This is a genomic window from Streptomyces glomeratus, assembly GCF_021462825.1.
GTDB lineage: Bacteria > Actinomycetota > Actinomycetes > Streptomycetales > Streptomycetaceae > Streptomyces > Streptomyces glomeratus.
On record NZ_JAKEEB010000010.1, the window covers coordinates 48,130 to 64,646 of the forward strand.

At 71.9% G+C, this 16,517-nt stretch carries 12 protein-coding genes; 9 read left to right on the forward strand and 3 right to left on the reverse strand.

The features are described from left to right. The first annotated feature begins 50 nt into the window (after nucleotides 1-50). The 7 genes from speB (at nucleotide 51) to LZ604_RS14705 (ending at nucleotide 11,015) form a co-directional block, all read left to right on the forward strand. On the forward strand, nucleotides 51-1,058 hold the full coding sequence (gene speB / locus LZ604_RS14675) for an agmatinase (protein WP_234515533.1): 1,008 nt from the start codon (nucleotides 51-53) through the stop codon (nucleotides 1,056-1,058). Then, nucleotides 1,055-2,749, forward strand: coding sequence for a thiamine pyrophosphate-binding protein (locus LZ604_RS14680; protein ID WP_234515534.1), 1,695 nt, complete (start codon nucleotides 1,055-1,057; stop codon nucleotides 2,747-2,749). Before speB ends, LZ604_RS14680 begins: the two co-directional genes overlap by 4 nt. 172 nt (nucleotides 2,750-2,921) lie before the next feature. Beyond that, a complete protein-coding gene (locus tag LZ604_RS14685) occupies nucleotides 2,922-3,842 on the forward strand; it encodes a serine hydrolase (RefSeq protein ID WP_234515535.1) in 921 nt (306 codons plus the stop codon). Nucleotides 3,843-3,908: 66 nt separating this feature from the next. Continuing rightward, nucleotides 3,909-4,949 (forward strand): esterase-like activity of phytase family protein, encoded by a 1,041-nt coding sequence (locus LZ604_RS14690; RefSeq protein ID WP_234515536.1) that lies wholly within the window; start codon nucleotides 3,909-3,911, stop codon nucleotides 4,947-4,949. Nucleotides 4,950-5,179: 230 nt separating this feature from the next. Beyond that, a complete protein-coding gene (locus LZ604_RS14695; RefSeq protein WP_234515537.1) occupies nucleotides 5,180-8,962 on the forward strand; it encodes an ABC transporter ATP-binding protein in 3,783 nt (1,260 codons plus the stop codon). 122 nt (nucleotides 8,963-9,084) lie between these two features. Further along, nucleotides 9,085-9,471: a hypothetical protein gene (locus tag LZ604_RS14700; RefSeq protein ID WP_234515538.1), complete on the forward strand. Its 387-nt coding sequence runs from the start codon at nucleotides 9,085-9,087 to the stop codon at nucleotides 9,469-9,471. 122 nt (nucleotides 9,472-9,593) lie between these two features. Continuing rightward, complete coding sequence (locus LZ604_RS14705; protein ID WP_234515539.1) at nucleotides 9,594-11,015, forward strand: S28 family serine protease; 1,422 nt, start codon at nucleotides 9,594-9,596, stop codon at nucleotides 11,013-11,015. 23 nt (nucleotides 11,016-11,038) lie between these two features. Here LZ604_RS14705 and LZ604_RS14710 read toward each other — a convergent pair whose 3' ends face one another. The 3 genes from LZ604_RS14710 to LZ604_RS14720 form a co-directional block, all read right to left on the reverse strand. Further along, nucleotides 11,039-11,635: a hypothetical protein gene (locus LZ604_RS14710; RefSeq protein ID WP_234515540.1), complete on the reverse strand. Its 597-nt coding sequence runs from the start codon at nucleotides 11,633-11,635 to the stop codon at nucleotides 11,039-11,041. A 113-nt stretch (nucleotides 11,636-11,748) separates the two neighbouring features. Beyond that, on the reverse strand, nucleotides 11,749-13,572 hold the full coding sequence (locus tag LZ604_RS14715) for a glycoside hydrolase family 3 protein (protein WP_234515541.1): 1,824 nt from the start codon (nucleotides 13,570-13,572) through the stop codon (nucleotides 11,749-11,751). A gap of 321 nt (nucleotides 13,573-13,893) precedes the next feature. After that, nucleotides 13,894-14,811 carry a LysR family transcriptional regulator gene (locus LZ604_RS14720; protein ID WP_234515542.1) on the reverse strand — a complete coding sequence of 306 codons (918 nt, stop codon included), beginning with the start codon at nucleotides 14,809-14,811 and terminating at the stop codon, nucleotides 13,894-13,896. 94 nt (nucleotides 14,812-14,905) lie between these two features. On the opposite strand from LZ604_RS14720, the gene LZ604_RS14725 reads away from it, so the two are divergent. Both LZ604_RS14725 and LZ604_RS14730 read left to right on the forward strand, forming a co-directional pair. Continuing rightward, nucleotides 14,906-15,841 (forward strand): EamA family transporter, encoded by a 936-nt coding sequence (locus LZ604_RS14725; protein WP_234515543.1) that lies wholly within the window; start codon nucleotides 14,906-14,908, stop codon nucleotides 15,839-15,841. Further along, the gene (locus tag LZ604_RS14730; RefSeq protein WP_234515544.1) at nucleotides 15,838-16,488 is read left to right on the forward strand and encodes a GNAT family N-acetyltransferase; all 651 of its coding nucleotides are present in this window, start codon (nucleotides 15,838-15,840) and stop codon (nucleotides 16,486-16,488) included. The genes LZ604_RS14725 and LZ604_RS14730 overlap by 4 nt, the downstream gene beginning before the upstream one ends. The last annotated feature ends 29 nt before the right edge of the window (nucleotides 16,489-16,517 follow it).

The window sequence follows — 16,517 nt, forward strand, 5'->3', positions numbered from 1 at the left end:
CGGGGTCCGCGACACTGTAGGAAACACGCATGACCCGGAGGAGTCCGACGATGAGCACCACCGAGAACCCCGCAGCAGGCGCGGGCCGACCCCGCGGACCCGTCGACTCGTCCCGCATCCCGCGGTACGCGGGCCCCGCGACCTTCGCCCGGCTGCCCCGCCTCGACGAGGTCGGCACCGCGGACGTCGCGGTGGTCGGTGTGCCCTTCGACTCGGGCGTCTCCTACCGCCCCGGCGCCCGCTTCGGCGGCAATGCCATCCGTGAGGCGTCCCGCCTGCTGCGCCCGTACAACCCGGCGCAGGACGCCTCCCCCTTCGCCCTCGCGCAGGTCGCGGACGGCGGCGACATCGCCGTGAACCCGTTCAACATCAACGAGGCCGTGGAGACCGTCGAGGCCGCCGCCGACGAGCTGCTCGGCACGGGCGCCCGCCTGATGACCCTCGGCGGCGACCACACGATCGCGCTGCCCCTGCTGAGGAGCGTCGCCAAGAAGCACGGCCCGGTCGCCCTGCTCCACTTCGACGCCCACCTCGACACCTGGGACACCTACTTCGGCGCCGAGTACACCCACGGCACCCCGTTCCGCCGCGCCGTCGAGGAGGGCATCCTCGACACCTCCGCGCTCTCCCACGTCGGCACCCGCGGCCCGCTGTACGGCAAGCAGGACCTCACCGACGACGAGAAGATGGGCTTCGGCATCGTCACCTCCGCCGACATCTACCGGCGCGGCGCGGACGAGGTCGCCGACCAGCTGCGCCAGCGCATCGGCGACCGCCCGCTGTACATCTCCATCGACATCGACTGCCTCGACCCGGCGCACGCCCCCGGCACCGGCACCCCCGAGGCCGGCGGCATGACCTCGCGCGAGCTCCTGGAGATCCTGCGCGGCCTCGCCTCGTGCAACCTCGTCTCCGCGGACGTCGTCGAGGTGGCGCCCGCCTACGACCACGCGGAGATCACCTCGGTGGCCGCCTCTCACACCGCCTACGAACTGACGACCATCATGACCCGTCAGATCGCGGCCGCCCGCGCCGGTGAGGAGACCGAGAGCAAGTGACCCACGACCACGACCTGGTCCTCCGTCCGACGCAGGCGCAGACCGAGGCCGCGCTGAATCCTCCCTCCGGCCGCAACGGCGGAGACCTGGTCGTGGAGACCCTGGCCGGGCTGGGCGCCACCACCGTCTTCGGGCTGCCCGGCCAGCACGCCCTCGGCATGTTCGACGCGCTGCGCCGCTCCGATCTGCGGTATGTCGGTCTGCGGGTGGAGAACAACGCGGGCTTCGCCGCGGACGCGTACGGCCGGGTCACCGGAGAGGCCGCCCCGCTCCTCCTCTCCACCGGCCCGGGTGCGCTGACGTCCCTGGCCGCACTCCAGGAGGCGGCGGCCGCCTCGGCTCCGGTCCTGGCCATCAGCAGCCAGATCCCGACCGCCGGTCTGGGCGGCGGCCGCCATGGCTATCTGCATGAACTCCCCGACCAGGCGGCCTCGTTCCGGGGCGTGGTCAAGTCGGTCCACACGGTGCGCACGCAGTCGCAGATCCCGTCGGCGATCGCGGCGGCGTGGAAGTCGGCACTGACGGCTCCGCATGGGCCGGTGTGGGTGGAGATCCCCCAGGACGTGCTGCTCGCGGAGACGAGCCTGCCCGTGGTGACGGCGGTGGACGCGACGCCGGAGGACCTGGCCCCGCGCCCCGAGCTGACCGCGGTCGCCGCCGACCTGCTGTCGAAGGCGTCCCGCCCGGCGATCATCGCGGGCGGGGGAGTGGTCCGGGCGGACGCGGCGGGCAAACTCCTGCAGCTCGCCGAGAAACTGAACGCCCCCGTCGTCACCACCTTCGGCGGCAAGGGTGCCTTCCCCTGGGAGCACCCGCTCTCCCTCCAGTCCTGGCTGGAGGACCGCCACACCACGGACTTCCTCGAGGACGCGGACGTCCTGCTGGTGGTCGGCTCGGGCCTGGGCGAACTGTCGTCGAACTACCACACGTTCAGGCCCCGCGGCCGGGTCGTCCAGATCGAGGCGGACCTGGGCAAGCTGGAGTCCAACCACCCCGCCCTGGGCATCCACGCGGACGCGCGCCTGGCGTTGCAGGCGCTGCTGGAGACGGTGCCCGTACGGGAGGACGGCACGGCCCCGGAGCGCGTACGGGCGCTGCTCGCGCGGGTCGCCGACCGGATCGCGTCCCAGGAACTGACCCTGGAACAGCAGCTGCTGGCGTCGGTGCGGCGCGCCCTGCCCGCCGACTCCCCGTCCTTCTGGGACATGACGATCCTGGCGTACTGGGCGTGGTCGGCGTTCGATCCGCGCGGGACGAACACGATGCACTCGGCTCAGGGCGCGGGCGGCCTCGGCTACGGCTTCCCGGCCGCGCTCGGTGCCGCCGCGGCCGACCCCACGCGCCCGGTCCTGGCGGTCTCGGGTGACGGCGGTGCGCTGTACTCGATCGCCGAGCTGGCGACCGCACGGCAGTACGGCCTGAACGTGACCTGGCTGATCGTCGACGACGGCGGCTACGGCATCCTGCGTGAGTACATGACGGACGCCTTCGGTCAGGCCACGGCGACGGAACTGGCCCGCCCCGACTACGTGGCCCTGGCGGAGTCGTTCGGTGTCCCGGGTGTCCGTACGACCCCCGAGACCCTTCAGGAGGACCTGGCGAAGGCCCTCGCCGAGCCGGGCCCTTCGGTGGTCGTCCTCCCGGCGGTGCTGCGCATGTTCGCACCGACTCACCTCGCGGACGCGGACTGACGCGGACTCACAGGACCGGAGACGTGGCACGCCACCACCTCGTGGACAGCGCGGCTGCCGGGGGCCGTGCAACCTTTGACCCACGTCTGTGAGTCATGAGGACAGGACGTGCGTGGGGCACGTAAACGAATCCACGCAACGGATGACGAATCCACGCAAGGGATGGGACTCCATGACTCACCGGATGTCCCGGCGTGCCCGTGTGCTCTGTGCGAGCCTCGGTGCCGGGATGCTCATACCGATCGCGGCCGCCGCCGCGCCCGCCGCCGCGACGACGCCGACGGTCAGCTGCACGTCGGGCAAGGCGGGCCTGGCGACGAAGCTGCAGCAGGACATCACCGCGGCCCTCGCGGGCCGCAAGGGCACCGTCGCGGTCGGCCTCTACGACCGTTCCACGAACACCACCTGCTCGCTGCGCGCCACCAGCGCCTACGACTCGGCCAGCGTCGTCAAGGTCACCGTGCTGGGCACGCTGTTGTGGGACGCCAAGAAGCACAACCGCTATCTGACCGACCGTGAGAACACCCTCGCCACGGCGATGATCACCAAGTCGGACAACAGCGCGACCAGCGCGCTGTGGAAGCAGCTGGGCCTGACGAAGATCAACGGCTTCCTCACGGCCGCCGGCATGACCCAGACCAAGCCGGGCGCGGACGGCTACTGGGGCCTGACCCAGATCACCGTGCAGGACGAGCAGAAGCTGCTCAAGCTCATCACCGCCAGGAACTCCGTGCTGAGTGACAACTCCCGCGCCTACATCCTGAAGCTGATGGGGCAGGTCGTCTCCTCCCAGCGCTGGGGCACCCCGGCGGGTGCACCCTCGGGTGTCTCCGTGCACGTCAAGAACGGCTGGCTGCAGCGCGCCACGCACGGCTGGCGCGTGCACAGCGTCGGCACGTTCAACGGGAACGGGCACGACTACATGATCACCGTGCTGACACAGGACAACAGCACCATGGACTACGGCGTCGCCACCATCCAGAACGTGGCCAGGGCCATCCATAAGGACCTGGTGCCGACACCGTCCACCACCAGCAAGTACGTGCCCACGAGCACGCCCGGGGAGGCGTTCCCGGCGGTGCCCGCCGACTGACGAACGGCCGCGGTGGTTCACGGGGAGTCAACCCCCGGGTCACGCGGCTCGGCCTACGGTGACGGTATGCGCCTGAGAATCCTTCTCGCCACCGTCACCGCCACCCTGGCGGCGGCCACCGTACCGGCCGCCGCCGACACGGCCGCCGGTACCGGCAGCGCCGCCCACGCATGTTCCTCCGCCGTCGGCATCCAGGGCTTCTCCGACGCCCTGGACAAGACGACCTACGGCAACACGTTCGTCGGCAACCTCTCCGCGCTCTCCGTCGACCGGGACAAAGGGATGGCCGGACTGTCCGACCGCTCGTCGCTGTTCACCCTGGACCCCGGGACCCTCAAGCCCACGAGCGTGGTGAACCTCGCCGACGAGAAGGGCGCCGCGCTCGACTCCGAGGGTCTGGTCGCCGACCGCGACGGCACCTGGCTCGTCTCCTCCGAGACCGAACCGTCGGTGCGCCGCTACTCCCGCGACGGAAGGATCCTGGACCGCCTTCCGGTGCCGGACGCGCTGGGGGTCGCACCGGCCGGCCGCGCCGTGTCCAACCAGACCTTCGAGGGCCTGACCCTGCTGCCCGGCGGGCGCACGCTGCTGGCCGGTATGGAGGGCTCGCTGAGCGGCGACGCCCCGGGCATCGTCCGCTTCCAGACCTGGACGCGCCAGGGGAAGCACTTCGCGCTCGCGGCCCAGTACGGATACCTCAAGGACCCCGGGCTCGGCGTCGCCGAGACCACGGCAACGCCCGACGGCCGTCTGCTGGTCCTGGAGCGCGGGTTCACGGCCGGGTACGGGAACACGATCCGCCTCTACCTGGCTGACCTGCGGCACGCCACCGACACCCGCGGCATCGACACGCTGACCGGCCGGGACGGCGTGCGCCTCGCCCGCAAGACCCTCCTCGCGGACCTGGTGAACTGCCCCGCGCTCGGTGCGCAGGCCAAGCAGCCCCAGCCGAACCCGCTGCTCGACAACATCGAGGGCATGACGGTCACGGGCGCCTCGCACGGCCGGCTGAACCTGCTCCTGGTCAGCGACGACAACCAGAGCACCGCCCAGATCACCCGCCTGTACTCCCTGCGCGTACGCCTCCCGCACCCCGCCACCCGCTGACGGCCCGCGGAAAGCGGAACGGCCGGGCGCCACGCCCGGCCGTTCCCCCGTTCGGTCCCCGGGCCGGGTCATCACCGTCACCGTAGAAACGTCACTCACCTTCCAACGGCGTAGGTCCGGGGTCGCAGGCGCCTTCCGACCTTAGGCCGGGAATTGTTGCGGAGGGATGAAATCCGCCCTGGTCGGCGTTGGTGGCTTGCGGACGGACAGGGCGACGGGAAGGGGCCGACGTGGTGGCGCAAGAGGGGGACATACGCGGCTGGGCACGCAGGCTCGCGGGGTATGCATGGCGCCATCCGAAGGACGTCGTTCTCGCGCTCGGCTCGTCCCTGGGCGGCATGGCCGTCATGGCGGTCGTCCCACTGATCACCAAGGTGATCATCGACGATGTCGTGGGGAACCACAGCCGGTCCATGGCCCCCTGGGCCACCGCCCTCGTCGGCGCCGCCGTCCTCGTCTACGTCTTCACCTACATCCGCCGTTACTACGGCGGCCGGCTCGCCCTGGACGTCCAGCACGACCTGCGCACGGACATGTACGTGACGATCACCCGGCTCGACGGGCGGCGCCAGGACGAACTGTCCACCGGACAGGTCGTCGGCCGCGCCACCAGCGACCTCCAGCTGATCCAGGGCCTGCTCTTCATGCTCCCGATGACCATCGGGAACGTCCTCCTCTTCCTGATCTCCCTGGTGATCATGGCCTGGCTGTCGCTGCCGCTGACCCTGGTGGCGCTGGCCGTCGCGCCCGCCCTGTGGTTCATCGCCAAGCGCAGCCGCACCCGCCTCCACCCGGCCACCTGGTACGCCCAGGCCCAGGCGGCCGCTGTGGCGGGCGTGGTCGACGGAGCCGTCAGCGGCGTCCGCGTGGTCAAGGGCTTCGGGCAGGAGGAACAGGAGACCGGCAAGCTGAAGGAGGTCGGGCGCCGCCTCTTCGCGGGCCGGCTGCGGACCATCCGGCTGAACGCCCGGTACACCCCCGCCCTTCAGGCCGTGCCCGCCCTCGGCCAGGTCGCCATGCTGGCGCTCGGCGGCTGGCTCGCGGTGCGCGGGCACATCACCCTCGGCACGTTCGTCGCCTTCTCGTCCTACCTCGCACAGCTCGTCGGCCCGGTGCGCATGCTCGCGGTGGTGCTCACGGTGGGCCAGCAGGCCCGCGCCGGAGCCGAGCGCGTCCTGGAGCTGATCGACACGGAGCCCTCGCTGACGGACGGCACCAAGGACCTGCCCGCCGACGCCCCCGCGACCGTCGAGTTCGACGACGTCTCCTTCGCCTACGAGGACGGCCGGCCGGTCCTCGACGGCCTCTCCTTCGAGATACGCCCCGGCGAGACCCTCGCCGTCGTCGGCTCCTCCGGCTCCGGCAAGTCGACGGTCTCGCTGCTGCTGCCCCGCTTCTACGACGTCACGCACGGCGCCGTCCTCGTCGGCGGCCACGATGTCCGCGAGCTGTCCCTCACCTCCCTGCGCGCCGCGATCGGACTGGTCCCCGAGGACTCCTTCCTCTTCTCGGACACGGTCCGCAACAACATCGCCTACGGCCGCCCCGGCGCCACCGACGAGCAGATCGAGCGGGCCGCCCGCGCGGCGCAGGCCGACCGCTTCATCGCCGAGCTGCCCGGTGGGTACGACACCAAGGTCGGCGAACACGGCCTCACCCTCTCCGGCGGACAGCGCCAGCGCATCGCGCTGGCCCGGGCGATCCTCACCGACCCCCGGCTGCTGGTCCTCGACGACGCGACCTCGGCGGTGGACGCCCGCGTCGAGCACGAGATCCACGAGGCGCTGAAGCAGGTCATGGAGGGCCGCACGACGCTGCTGATCGCCCACCGGCGCTCCACTCTCAACCTCGCCGACCGCATCGCCGTCCTGGACGGCGGCCGGCTCGCCGACATCGGCACGCACGCGGAACTCCAGGAGCGGTCCGCCCTCTACCGGCGGCTGCTCACCGACCCCGACGAGCTGGGCGGGGTCTCCCCGGGCCACTCCCGGCCCGAGCCCCCGCAGGAGGACACGACCGTCCGGGAGGAGCTGGACGCCGAGTTCGACGCGGAGCGAGGCGTGACCCCGCATCTGTGGACCGGTGACCGCGAGCCCAGGGACCACGCGCTGAGCGGGACCCCGGCGACCCCCGAACTCCTCGCCCAGGTCGAGCAGCTGCCCCCGGCCGACGACACCCCGGGCGTCGACGAGACACGTGCGGTGCGGCCGGAGGAGTCGTACGGCCTCACCCAGCTGCTCCACGGCTTCGGCCTGCCCCTGCTCGTCAGCCTCGTCCTCGTCGCGGTCGACGCGGGCATGGGCCTGCTGCTGCCGGTCCTGATCCGGCACGGCATCGACCAGGGTGTGTCCCGGATGGCCCTCGGAGCTGTCTGGGCCGCGTCCCTGCTGGGCCTGCTCGCCGTCCTCGTCCAGTGGACGGCGCAGGTCGCCGAGACCCGTATGACCGGGCGGACCGGTGAGCGCGTGCTCTACTCCCTCCGGCTGAAGATCTTCGCGCAGCTCCAGCGGCTCGGCCTCGACTACTACGAGCGGGAGCTGACCGGCCGGATCATGACCCGGATGACGACCGACGTCGACGCGCTGTCGACGTTTCTCCAGACGGGGCTCGTCACCGCCTTCGTCTCCGTGGTCACCTTCTTCGGCATCATGGTCGCGCTGCTGGTGATCGACGTGCAGCTCGCGCTCGTGGTGTTCGCGACGCTGCCGCCGCTGATCGTGGCGACCGTCTTCTTCCGCCGGGCCAGCGTGAAGGCGTACGAACTCGCCCGCGAGCGGGTGTCGGCGGTCAACGCGGACCTTCAGGAGTCGGTGTCCGGGCTGCGGATCCTTCAGGCGTTCCGGCGCGAGCGCGACGGCGGACGGCGGTTCACCGAGGGCAGTGACAGCTACCGCCGCGCGCGCATCCGCGGTCAGTGGCTGATCTCCGTCTACTTCCCCTTCGTGCAGCTGCTGTCGTCGGTGGCCTCCGCGGCCGTGCTGATCGTGGGCGCGCACCGGGTGGGCGCCGGCACGCTGACGACGGGCGCGCTGGTGGCGTACCTGCTGTACATCGACCTGTTCTTCGCCCCGGTGCAGCAGCTCTCCCAGGTCTTCGACGGCTATCAGCAGGCCACGGTGTCGCTCGGCCGTATCCGGGAGCTGCTCCAGGAGCCGACGTCGACGAAGGCCGCGGCCGACCCGCTGGAGGTGGTGTCCCTGCGCGGCGACGTCACCTTCGAGGGCGTCGGCTTCGCCTACGGCGACGACGAGGAGGCCCTCAGCGGCATCGACCTGAGGATCCCCGCCGGCCAGACCGTCGCGTTCGTCGGCGAGACGGGAGCGGGCAAGTCGACCCTGGTGAAGCTCGTCGCCCGGTTCTACGACCCCACACGCGGCCGGGTGACGATCGACGGCACCGATCTGCGCTGCCTCGACCTGACCTCGTACCGGCACCGGCTCGGCGTGGTCCCGCAGGAGGCGTATCTGTTCGCCGGGACGGTCCGGGACGCCATCGCCTACGGACGTCCGGACGCGACCGACGCCGAGGTGGAGGCCGCGGCCCGGGCGGTCGGTGCGCATGACATGATCGCCCGGCTCCCGGGTGGCTATCTGCACCAGGTCGCCGAGCGTGGCCGCAACCTGTCCGCCGGGCAACGGCAGCTGATCGCCCTGGCCCGCGCGGAACTGGTCGATCCGGACATCCTGCTCCTCGACGAGGCCACGGCCGCGCTGGACCTGGCCACCGAGGCGCAGGTCAACCAGGCGACCGACCGCCTCACCGGCCGCCGCGCCGCCCGCCCGTCGCCCGACCACCACCCCTCATCGAGCGCCTGCGCGCGCACCACCTTGATCGTCGCCCACCGGCTGACGACCGCCGCCCGTGCCGACCGCGTGGTGGTCATGGACCACGGCCGGATCGCGGAGGACGGCACGCACGAGGAGCTGCTGCGCCGCGGCGGCCGCTACGCGCAGTTGTGGCGGACGTTCATCGGGGCGCCGGAGCCCGAGGAGCGGGTCGGGTCCACGGCCTGACCCGGCGCCCTGGCCGGGCACCCCGGTCCGGCCGGGGGAGCGCGCACCCGTGCGACGCAACCATCCGACATACGTCCTGCGTCCGTACACCAGTACGTTGATGGTCGCGGGAGGGACGAGAAGTGGACAGTGGTGCGATACGCCGGCGCCTGGCGCTCGGTCTGGCCGTGCTGACGGCGTCCGGCCTGCTCGCCGTGGCGAGCCCGGGGCACGCGGAGGCGGACGACTTCTGTTCCGGACGGAAGGTACGCACGCTCTCGTTCTCCGCCGGCTCGGTGCGCATCTACAAGCGCGACGGCTTCGTGTGCGCGGTGACCGTGGCGAAGAGCACCTCCGGCCGGAAGTCGATGTCGGTCAGTGTGCAGGCGCGCGGCAGCCGCCCCGTGACCGACAGCGGGCGGTACCTGCACGTCGCCGGGCCGGTGGTCGTGCACGCCGGCCACCGCTGTGTGTGGATCCGCGGATCGGTGGGCTCGTCCTCGGTCAGTTCCGGCTGGATGATGTGCTGACAGTCAGGCCGGCAGCCGGGGAACCTTCTTGGCCAATTCACAGGTTTCCCCAACTTCCCCTGGTGCAACGGGAGTTGCTCCGCTAGGTTCCGGCGGACATCCGCGTACACAGGGGAGGGTGCATGCGCAAGGCGCTCAGATGGCTGCTGGCGCTCGTGGTGCTCATCGGCACGCTGAGCACGGCCGGGGCGGCCACCGCCGCCGCGGCGGACACGGACATCAAGGACCGGCTGCTCGCCATACCCGGCATGAGCCTGATCGAGGAGAAGCCGTACCCCGGTTACCGCTTCTTCGTCCTGAACTACACCCAGCCGATCGACCACCGGCACCCGTCCAAGGGCACGTTCCAGCAGCGGATCACCGTGCTGCACAAGGACGTCTCACGGCCGACGGTCTTCTACACCAGCGGCTACAACGTCTCCACCACCCCGGGCCGCCGTGAGCCGACGCAGATCGTGGACGGCAACCAGGTCTCCATGGAGTATCGATTCTTCACCCCCTCCCGCCCCGCCCCGGCCGACTGGTCGAAGCTCGACATCTGGCAGGCGGCGAGCGACCAGCACCGCGTCTACGAGGCGCTCAAGCCGGTCTACGGCCACAGGTGGATCGCGACGGGCGGCTCCAAGGGCGGGATGACGGCGACGTACTACGAGCGCTTCTACCCGCACGACATGGACGGCGTCGTGGCATACGTGGCCCCCAACGACGTCGTGAACGACGAGGACTCGGCGTACGACCGCTTCTTCGCGTCGGTCGGCACCAAGGAGTGCCGGGACCGGCTGCAGGCGGTCCAGCGTGAGGCGCTGGTGCGCCGGGAGTCGCTGAAGCGGAAGTACGAGCAGTTCGCGGCGGCCGGCGGCTACACGTTCACCACGATCGGCGGCCTGGACCGGGCCTACGAGGCGGTCGTCCTGGACTATGTGTGGGGCTTCTGGCAGTACAGCCTGCTGTCGGACTGCGCCACGGTCCCGGCGGACGCCGCACACGCCACCGACCAGCAGATCTGGGACTCGGTGGACACCATCTCCGGCTTCTCCGCGTACACGGACCAGGGACTGGAGACGTACACGCCGTACTACTACCAGGCCGGTACGCAGCTCGGGGCGCCCACGATCCACTTCCCGTACATCGAGAAGACGCTGATCCACTACGGCTACCAGCCGCCCCGGAACTTCGTGCCCCGCTCGATCCCGATGCGGTTCCAGCGGTGGGCGATGCGGGACGTGGACACCTGGGTGCGCCACCACGCACGGCACATGCTGTTCGTGTACGGCCAGAACGACCCGTGGGGTGCGGAGCGCTTCCGTCTCGGCGCGGGCGCGAAGGACTCCTACGTCTTCACGGCTCCCGGCCTGAACCACGGCGCGAACGTGGCCGGTCTGGTCGCCGACCAGAAGACCCTGGCCACGGCCCGCATCCTGGACTGGGCGGGCGTGGCGTCGGCGACGGTCCGCTCCGACCCGTCGGCGGCACGGCCGCTGGCGCGGTACGACGCGCGCCTGGACCGCCGGGACGTGGAGCGGGAACCGGCGCTCCGGCCGTGACACTCCGGCTGTGCCCGGCCGGCTCACACCGTCCGGGCACAGCCCACCGGTCTGTCGCCGCCCAGCTGGACGTACAGCGCGGTGGACGACGGGCACTGCGAACGCCGCGTCACCGCCGAGGTCACCTTGTACTCGGGCGCGTGACCGCCCTTGCCGTCGCAGGCCGTCTCGCGGACCTCGCCCCGGCCCGCGCCGTAGACGCAGTCCCCGACGATCGTGCGGGGGCCGCCCCCGCCGCCGGGGTCGCCCGGATGCGGCGGTTCGAGGTTCCGCATGCACGCGTACCCCCGGGGCACCGACGTGGACGCGCCGATGTGCAGAACGAAGTCCGTGGTCGCCGGGCACCCGGGCGCGCCGGACGGATCGCCGTCGAACCGGGCGATCACCCGCGCCGCCGCCCGTTCGCTGGTGCACGGCACCTCGGTGAAGCTCGTCGTCCCGAACGAGCTGCACTCGTCGACCGCGAGGAACTCGGCCCCGTACCCGGACGGCCCCGGTGACGTGGATCCCCCGCCCGGCCGGTCCCGTGCCGTCCCCGAGGAGGTCTGGCACCCGCACAGCCCGGTCACCGCCAGCGCGGCCGTGAGCAGCGCACCCAGCCACGTTCGTGTCCCTCGCATCGCCCATCCCCCCGTCCACCCCCGTCCAGCGTGAACCGCGGCCACGGCCCACGCCAGACATCCGGGGTGCTTTGCGACATTCGGGGACCACGCGCCCGGTCTCCGGCGTACTTCTAGTACGACAGTCCGTACCCGAGGGGGTACAGCACCTGCGCCGGATCGTCCGCCCGCTGCACCGGCACCGGCAGCCGCCCGCGCGGTCTCACCCGTCCCGCGATCACCCGGGCCGCCGCGCGCACTTCCACGTCGGTCCAGGAGTAGGACGCCAAGCAGGCCGCCGCATCGGGGAGTCGGGCCACGTCGTACGGATTCCGGAGGGCGAGCGCGACCACCGGCCTCCCGGTGGCGGTCAGCCGGCTCACCAGGGTCGGCTGGGAACTCGTCGCGCTGACGTTGTAGGTGCCCACGATCACCGCGTCCGTGTTCCCGGCCGCCGTCACCGCCTTATCGATCGCCGCCGGTGTGGGTGCCGTGCCGGTGGACAGCGCGGTCACCGTGAAGCCCAGCGAGGTCAGGGCGTTCGCCAGGACGGTGGTGGGCGGCCCGTCGGTGCCGGACGGCGACGCCGGGTCCGCACCCACGACCAGGAGCCTGGGGTGCGTACGGCGCGACAGCGGCAGCACGCCCCCCTTGTTCACGAGCAGGGTGGTCGTGCGGTCCGCGATGCGGTCCGCCGCGTGTAGATGCCCGGGGGTGCCGACGGTCCGGTCGACTCCGGTCGCGGTGACGTAGGGCCGGTCGAGCAGCCCCAGTTTCGCCTTCAGACGCAGGATGCGCAGCAGCGACTCGTCGAGCCGTGCCTCCGTCAGTTCGCCGTCGCGCACCGCCGTGCGCACCGCGTTCCAGGCGAGGTCCAGGGACGGCGGGTTGAGCAGCTGGTCGACGCCGGCCTTCAGGGCGAGCACCGGCACCCGGTCGTCGCCGTACTTCTGGCGCACGCCCTCCATGCCCAGCGAGTCGGTCACCACCACCCCGTCGTAGCCCAGCTCCTCGCGCAGGATGCCGGTGAGGATCGGTCGCGAGAGGGTCGCCGGGTCACCGGAGTCGTCGAGTGCGGGGACCATGATGTGCGCGGTCATGATCGCGTCGATCCCGGCGCGGATCGCCGACCGGAAGGGCACCGCGTCGAGCTTCTCCCACAGTTCGCGGCTGTGGGTGATGACCGGGAAGCCGAAGTGGCTGTCGACGGCGGTATCCCCGTGGCCGGGGAAGTGCTTGGCGGTGGCCGCGACGCCGGAGTCCTGATAGCCCCTCACCTCCGCCGCGACGAGCCCCGCCACCGCCTCCGGGTCCGCGCCGAAGGACCGTACGCCGATGACCGGGTTGGCCGGATTGACGTTCACGTCGGCGTCGGGCGCGTAGTCCTGGCGGATGCCGAGGGCGCGCAGCTCGGCGCCGGAGATCCGGCCGAGGGTCCGGGCGTCGGCCCGTGAGCCTGTGGCCCCGACCGCCATGGCGCCGGGGAAGAGGGTGGCGGGCCTGCCCACACGGGCGACTATGCCGTGTTCCTGGTCCGTGGCGATGAGCACGGGCAGCCCGCGTGGCTGGGCGAGGGACGCCCGCTGGATCCCGTTCGAGAGATCCGCGATCTGGTGCGGCGTACGGGTGTTGTGCGCCCAGGTGAAGTAGATGATGCCGCCGACGCGGTACCTGGCGATCAGTTCGGTGGCCGTGCGGACGCCGATCTCCCGGAGGTTGGCGTCGATGTCGGCCTGGTCGGGGTCGGTTGCCGAGTGGCCGTAGACCCGCATCACGAACAGCTGGCCGACCTTCTCCTCCAGCGTCATGCGGGAGATCAGGGCCTTGAGCCGCTCGTCGTCGTGCCCGGCGGCGCGGGCGGGGTCCGGGGTGAGGGCGAGGGCCGCGGTCAGGCCCGCGGCGGCGAGGACCGTGCGTCTGGAGGGGTGTGCGGTGCTTCCCGTGCCGGCGTCGTGCACGTGCGCTCCTTCCGGAGGAGAACGCTTGGGGAGAACGCTGAAGGAAACTTCCGAGGAGTCACCAATATCCGGGAAGTTTCTGCCAGTCAAGGGAATACGCGGGAACCGGCGGGGGCCGCCATCGGCGCGGTAGGAGGGGGCAGCGCCGATGGCGGCGTGCTGCCGGCCGCGTGCGGCGGAGAGGGTGGTCAGCGATCGCAGCCAGCAGCGAGGCCGACACCGCAGGCGGAGACTCATCCGGCAGCCTGCGCCTTGGACGACGGCGGGCGCGGACGGGTTCCCGGTGCGCGGCCCGTTTCCGCAAAGTCGGTACGAGCGGGGTCAGCGCGGTGTGTGTGCCGCCGCCCCGCTCCAGCGTTCCTGCAGGGTCCGCACGGTCTCCGCGATCGCCGGCCTGCGGGCGGCGCCCGTGCGCCACAGCGCGTAGAGCCGTCGTACGGGCATCGGGTCGAGTGCGACCTCGACGACCCCGGCCGGCAGCGGGCCGCGGCCCAGGCGCGGGATCAGCGCGACCCCCAGACCGGCGGCGACCAGAGCGACGAGCGTCGGGTTCTCGTCGGCCTGGTGCACCACCTCGGGCTCATGCCCCGCCGCCCGCAGGGTCCGCAGCAGCCAGTCGTGACAGACCCGGCCCGGCGGCTGGCAGATCCACCGTTCGCCGCCCAGATCCGCACGCCGTACGGCCGTCCGCCCCGCGAACGGATGCCCCTCGGGCACGAGCAGATCGCACAGGTCGTCCCCGATGACCGCCTGCTCCACCCCCGCGGGCGCCGGCAGCGGGGCGATGTCCCAGTCGTGCACGACGGCGAGGTCGACCGCACCCTTGGCGACCAGGTCCACCGACAGATGCGGGTCGATCTCGGTGAGCCGGGCGTCCAGCGCGGGATGCCGCCGTGCGAGGTCCGCGAGCACGCCCGGCATCAGCCCGCGCGCCGCGGAGGGGAACGCGGCCACGGTCAGCCGTCCGGCCGGCACCCCGCGGCGCTCCTCCAGATCCGTCTCGGCACGCTCCACGATCGCCATCAACTCCTGTGCGGCGGTCACGAGTTGCCGCGCCTCGTCGGTGAGCCGCACCCCACGCCCCTCCCGCTCGAGCAGGGTGGTCCTGGTCTCCCGCTCCAGCTTGGCGATCTGCTGCGAGACGGCGGACGGCGTGTACCCGAGCGCGGCGGCCGCGGCACCGACCGTGCCGTGGACGGAGACGGCGTGCAGGGCGCGCAGCCGCTGGAGATCGAGCACGGACCCTCCCTCGGGCCTGACAGGAATTAGCGATGCTTCATCCAACCATGATCATCGCTGGTGCTTCACGGTCGCGGCACGTGATCCTCGAGCCATGCGACCCGCACATCTCCTCCTCGCCGTCCTCGTCGCCGCCGTCTGGGGCGTGAACTTCACGGTCATCGAGATCGGACTCGGCCACTTCCCGCCGCTGTTGTTCTCGGCCCTGCGCTTCCTGACCGCCGCCGTTCCGGCCGTCCTCTTCGTCGGGCGCCCGAAAGTCGCCTGGAAGTGGATCGTGGCGGTGGGGCTGGTCCTGGGCGTAGCCAAGTTCGGCCTGCTGTTCCTCGGCATGGACGCGGGCATGCCCGCCGGACTCTCCTCCCTGGTGCTCCAGATCCAGTCCGTCTTCACGGCGCTGATCGCCTTCGCGGTCCTCGGCGAACGGCCTTCCCGTCCAAGGGCCCTGGGGATGGCGGTGGCTCTCGGCGGAGTGGCCCTCGCGGCCGTCGACGAGGGCACGGCCGGTCCGCTCGGCGCGTTCGCCCTGGTGATCACCGCGGCGGCCTGCTGGGGCCTGTCCAACGTCCTGACCCGCAAGGCGTCCCCGCCGGACGCGCTGAACTTCATGGTGTGGGTGAGCACGGTGCCGGTCCTGCCGCTGCTCGGTCTGTCCGTCCTGACGGAGGGCCCCTCCCGGGACCTCGCTGCCCTGCGCGCCCTGGACTGGCAGGGCGTGGGCGTCGTCCTCTACGTGGCCTGGATCACCACGGTGTTCGGCTTCGGCGCCTGGGGCTGGCTGCTGCGCCGCCACCCCGCGTCCACGGTCGCACCGTTCTCCCTCCTCGTCCCCGTCTTCGGCATGTCGTCCGCGGCCCTGTTCCTGGGCGAGCAGCTCACCCCACTGCGCTGGGGCGCGGCGGCACTGCTGGTGGGCGGGGTGGCGCTGACGTCCCTGGCCCCGGCGGGGACCCGGCCGTCGGAGGTCGTTGTGGACGAGAGGGAAATGCGTTCGACGACGGCGGCCGGATCCGGCAGGCTTCAGCCGTGACGTTCGTCTTGAAGGGGCCGGTCCTGGAGGGTGCGCTCGTGCGGCTCGAGCCGCTGGGGCACCGGCACGCGGCCGATCTGGCGGTGGCGGCGGAGGAGGACCGGACCTCCTACGCGTACACCTGGGTGCCCAGGGCCCATGAAGTCGGGGACTACATCGACGCACAGCTCGCCCGCGCGGCGGCGGGCCGGCTCGCGCCCTACGCCCAGATCTCCCTCGCCACGGGGCGGGCGGCCGGAACCACCTCGTACTGGGAGCCGCGCTGCTGGCTGTCGGACGACCGGCTCGACGCCGTCGAGGTCGGCTTCACCTGGCTCGCCCGGTCCGCCCAGGGCACGGGCGTCAACGCCGAGTCCAAGCTCCTGCTGTTCCGTCAGGCGTTCGAGGAGTGGGGCGTCTCGCGCGTCGACCTGAAGACCGACGCGCGCAACGCCCGCTCCCGCGCGGCCATCGAGAGCGTCGGCGCCCGCTTCGAGGGAGTCCTGCGCAACTGGTCCCCCTCCAGGGTCCCCGGGGAGCAGGACCGCCTCCGGGACTCCGCGATCTACTCGATCACATCGGAGGAATGGCCGGAGCGCCGCCCGCTCCTGGAAGCCAGGGTGAGGAAGTCGGCCGCGAGCGGACACAACAGGACCCCGCTGAACTGAGTGCCGCCCGCCGGGGGCCGAGGGGCCTA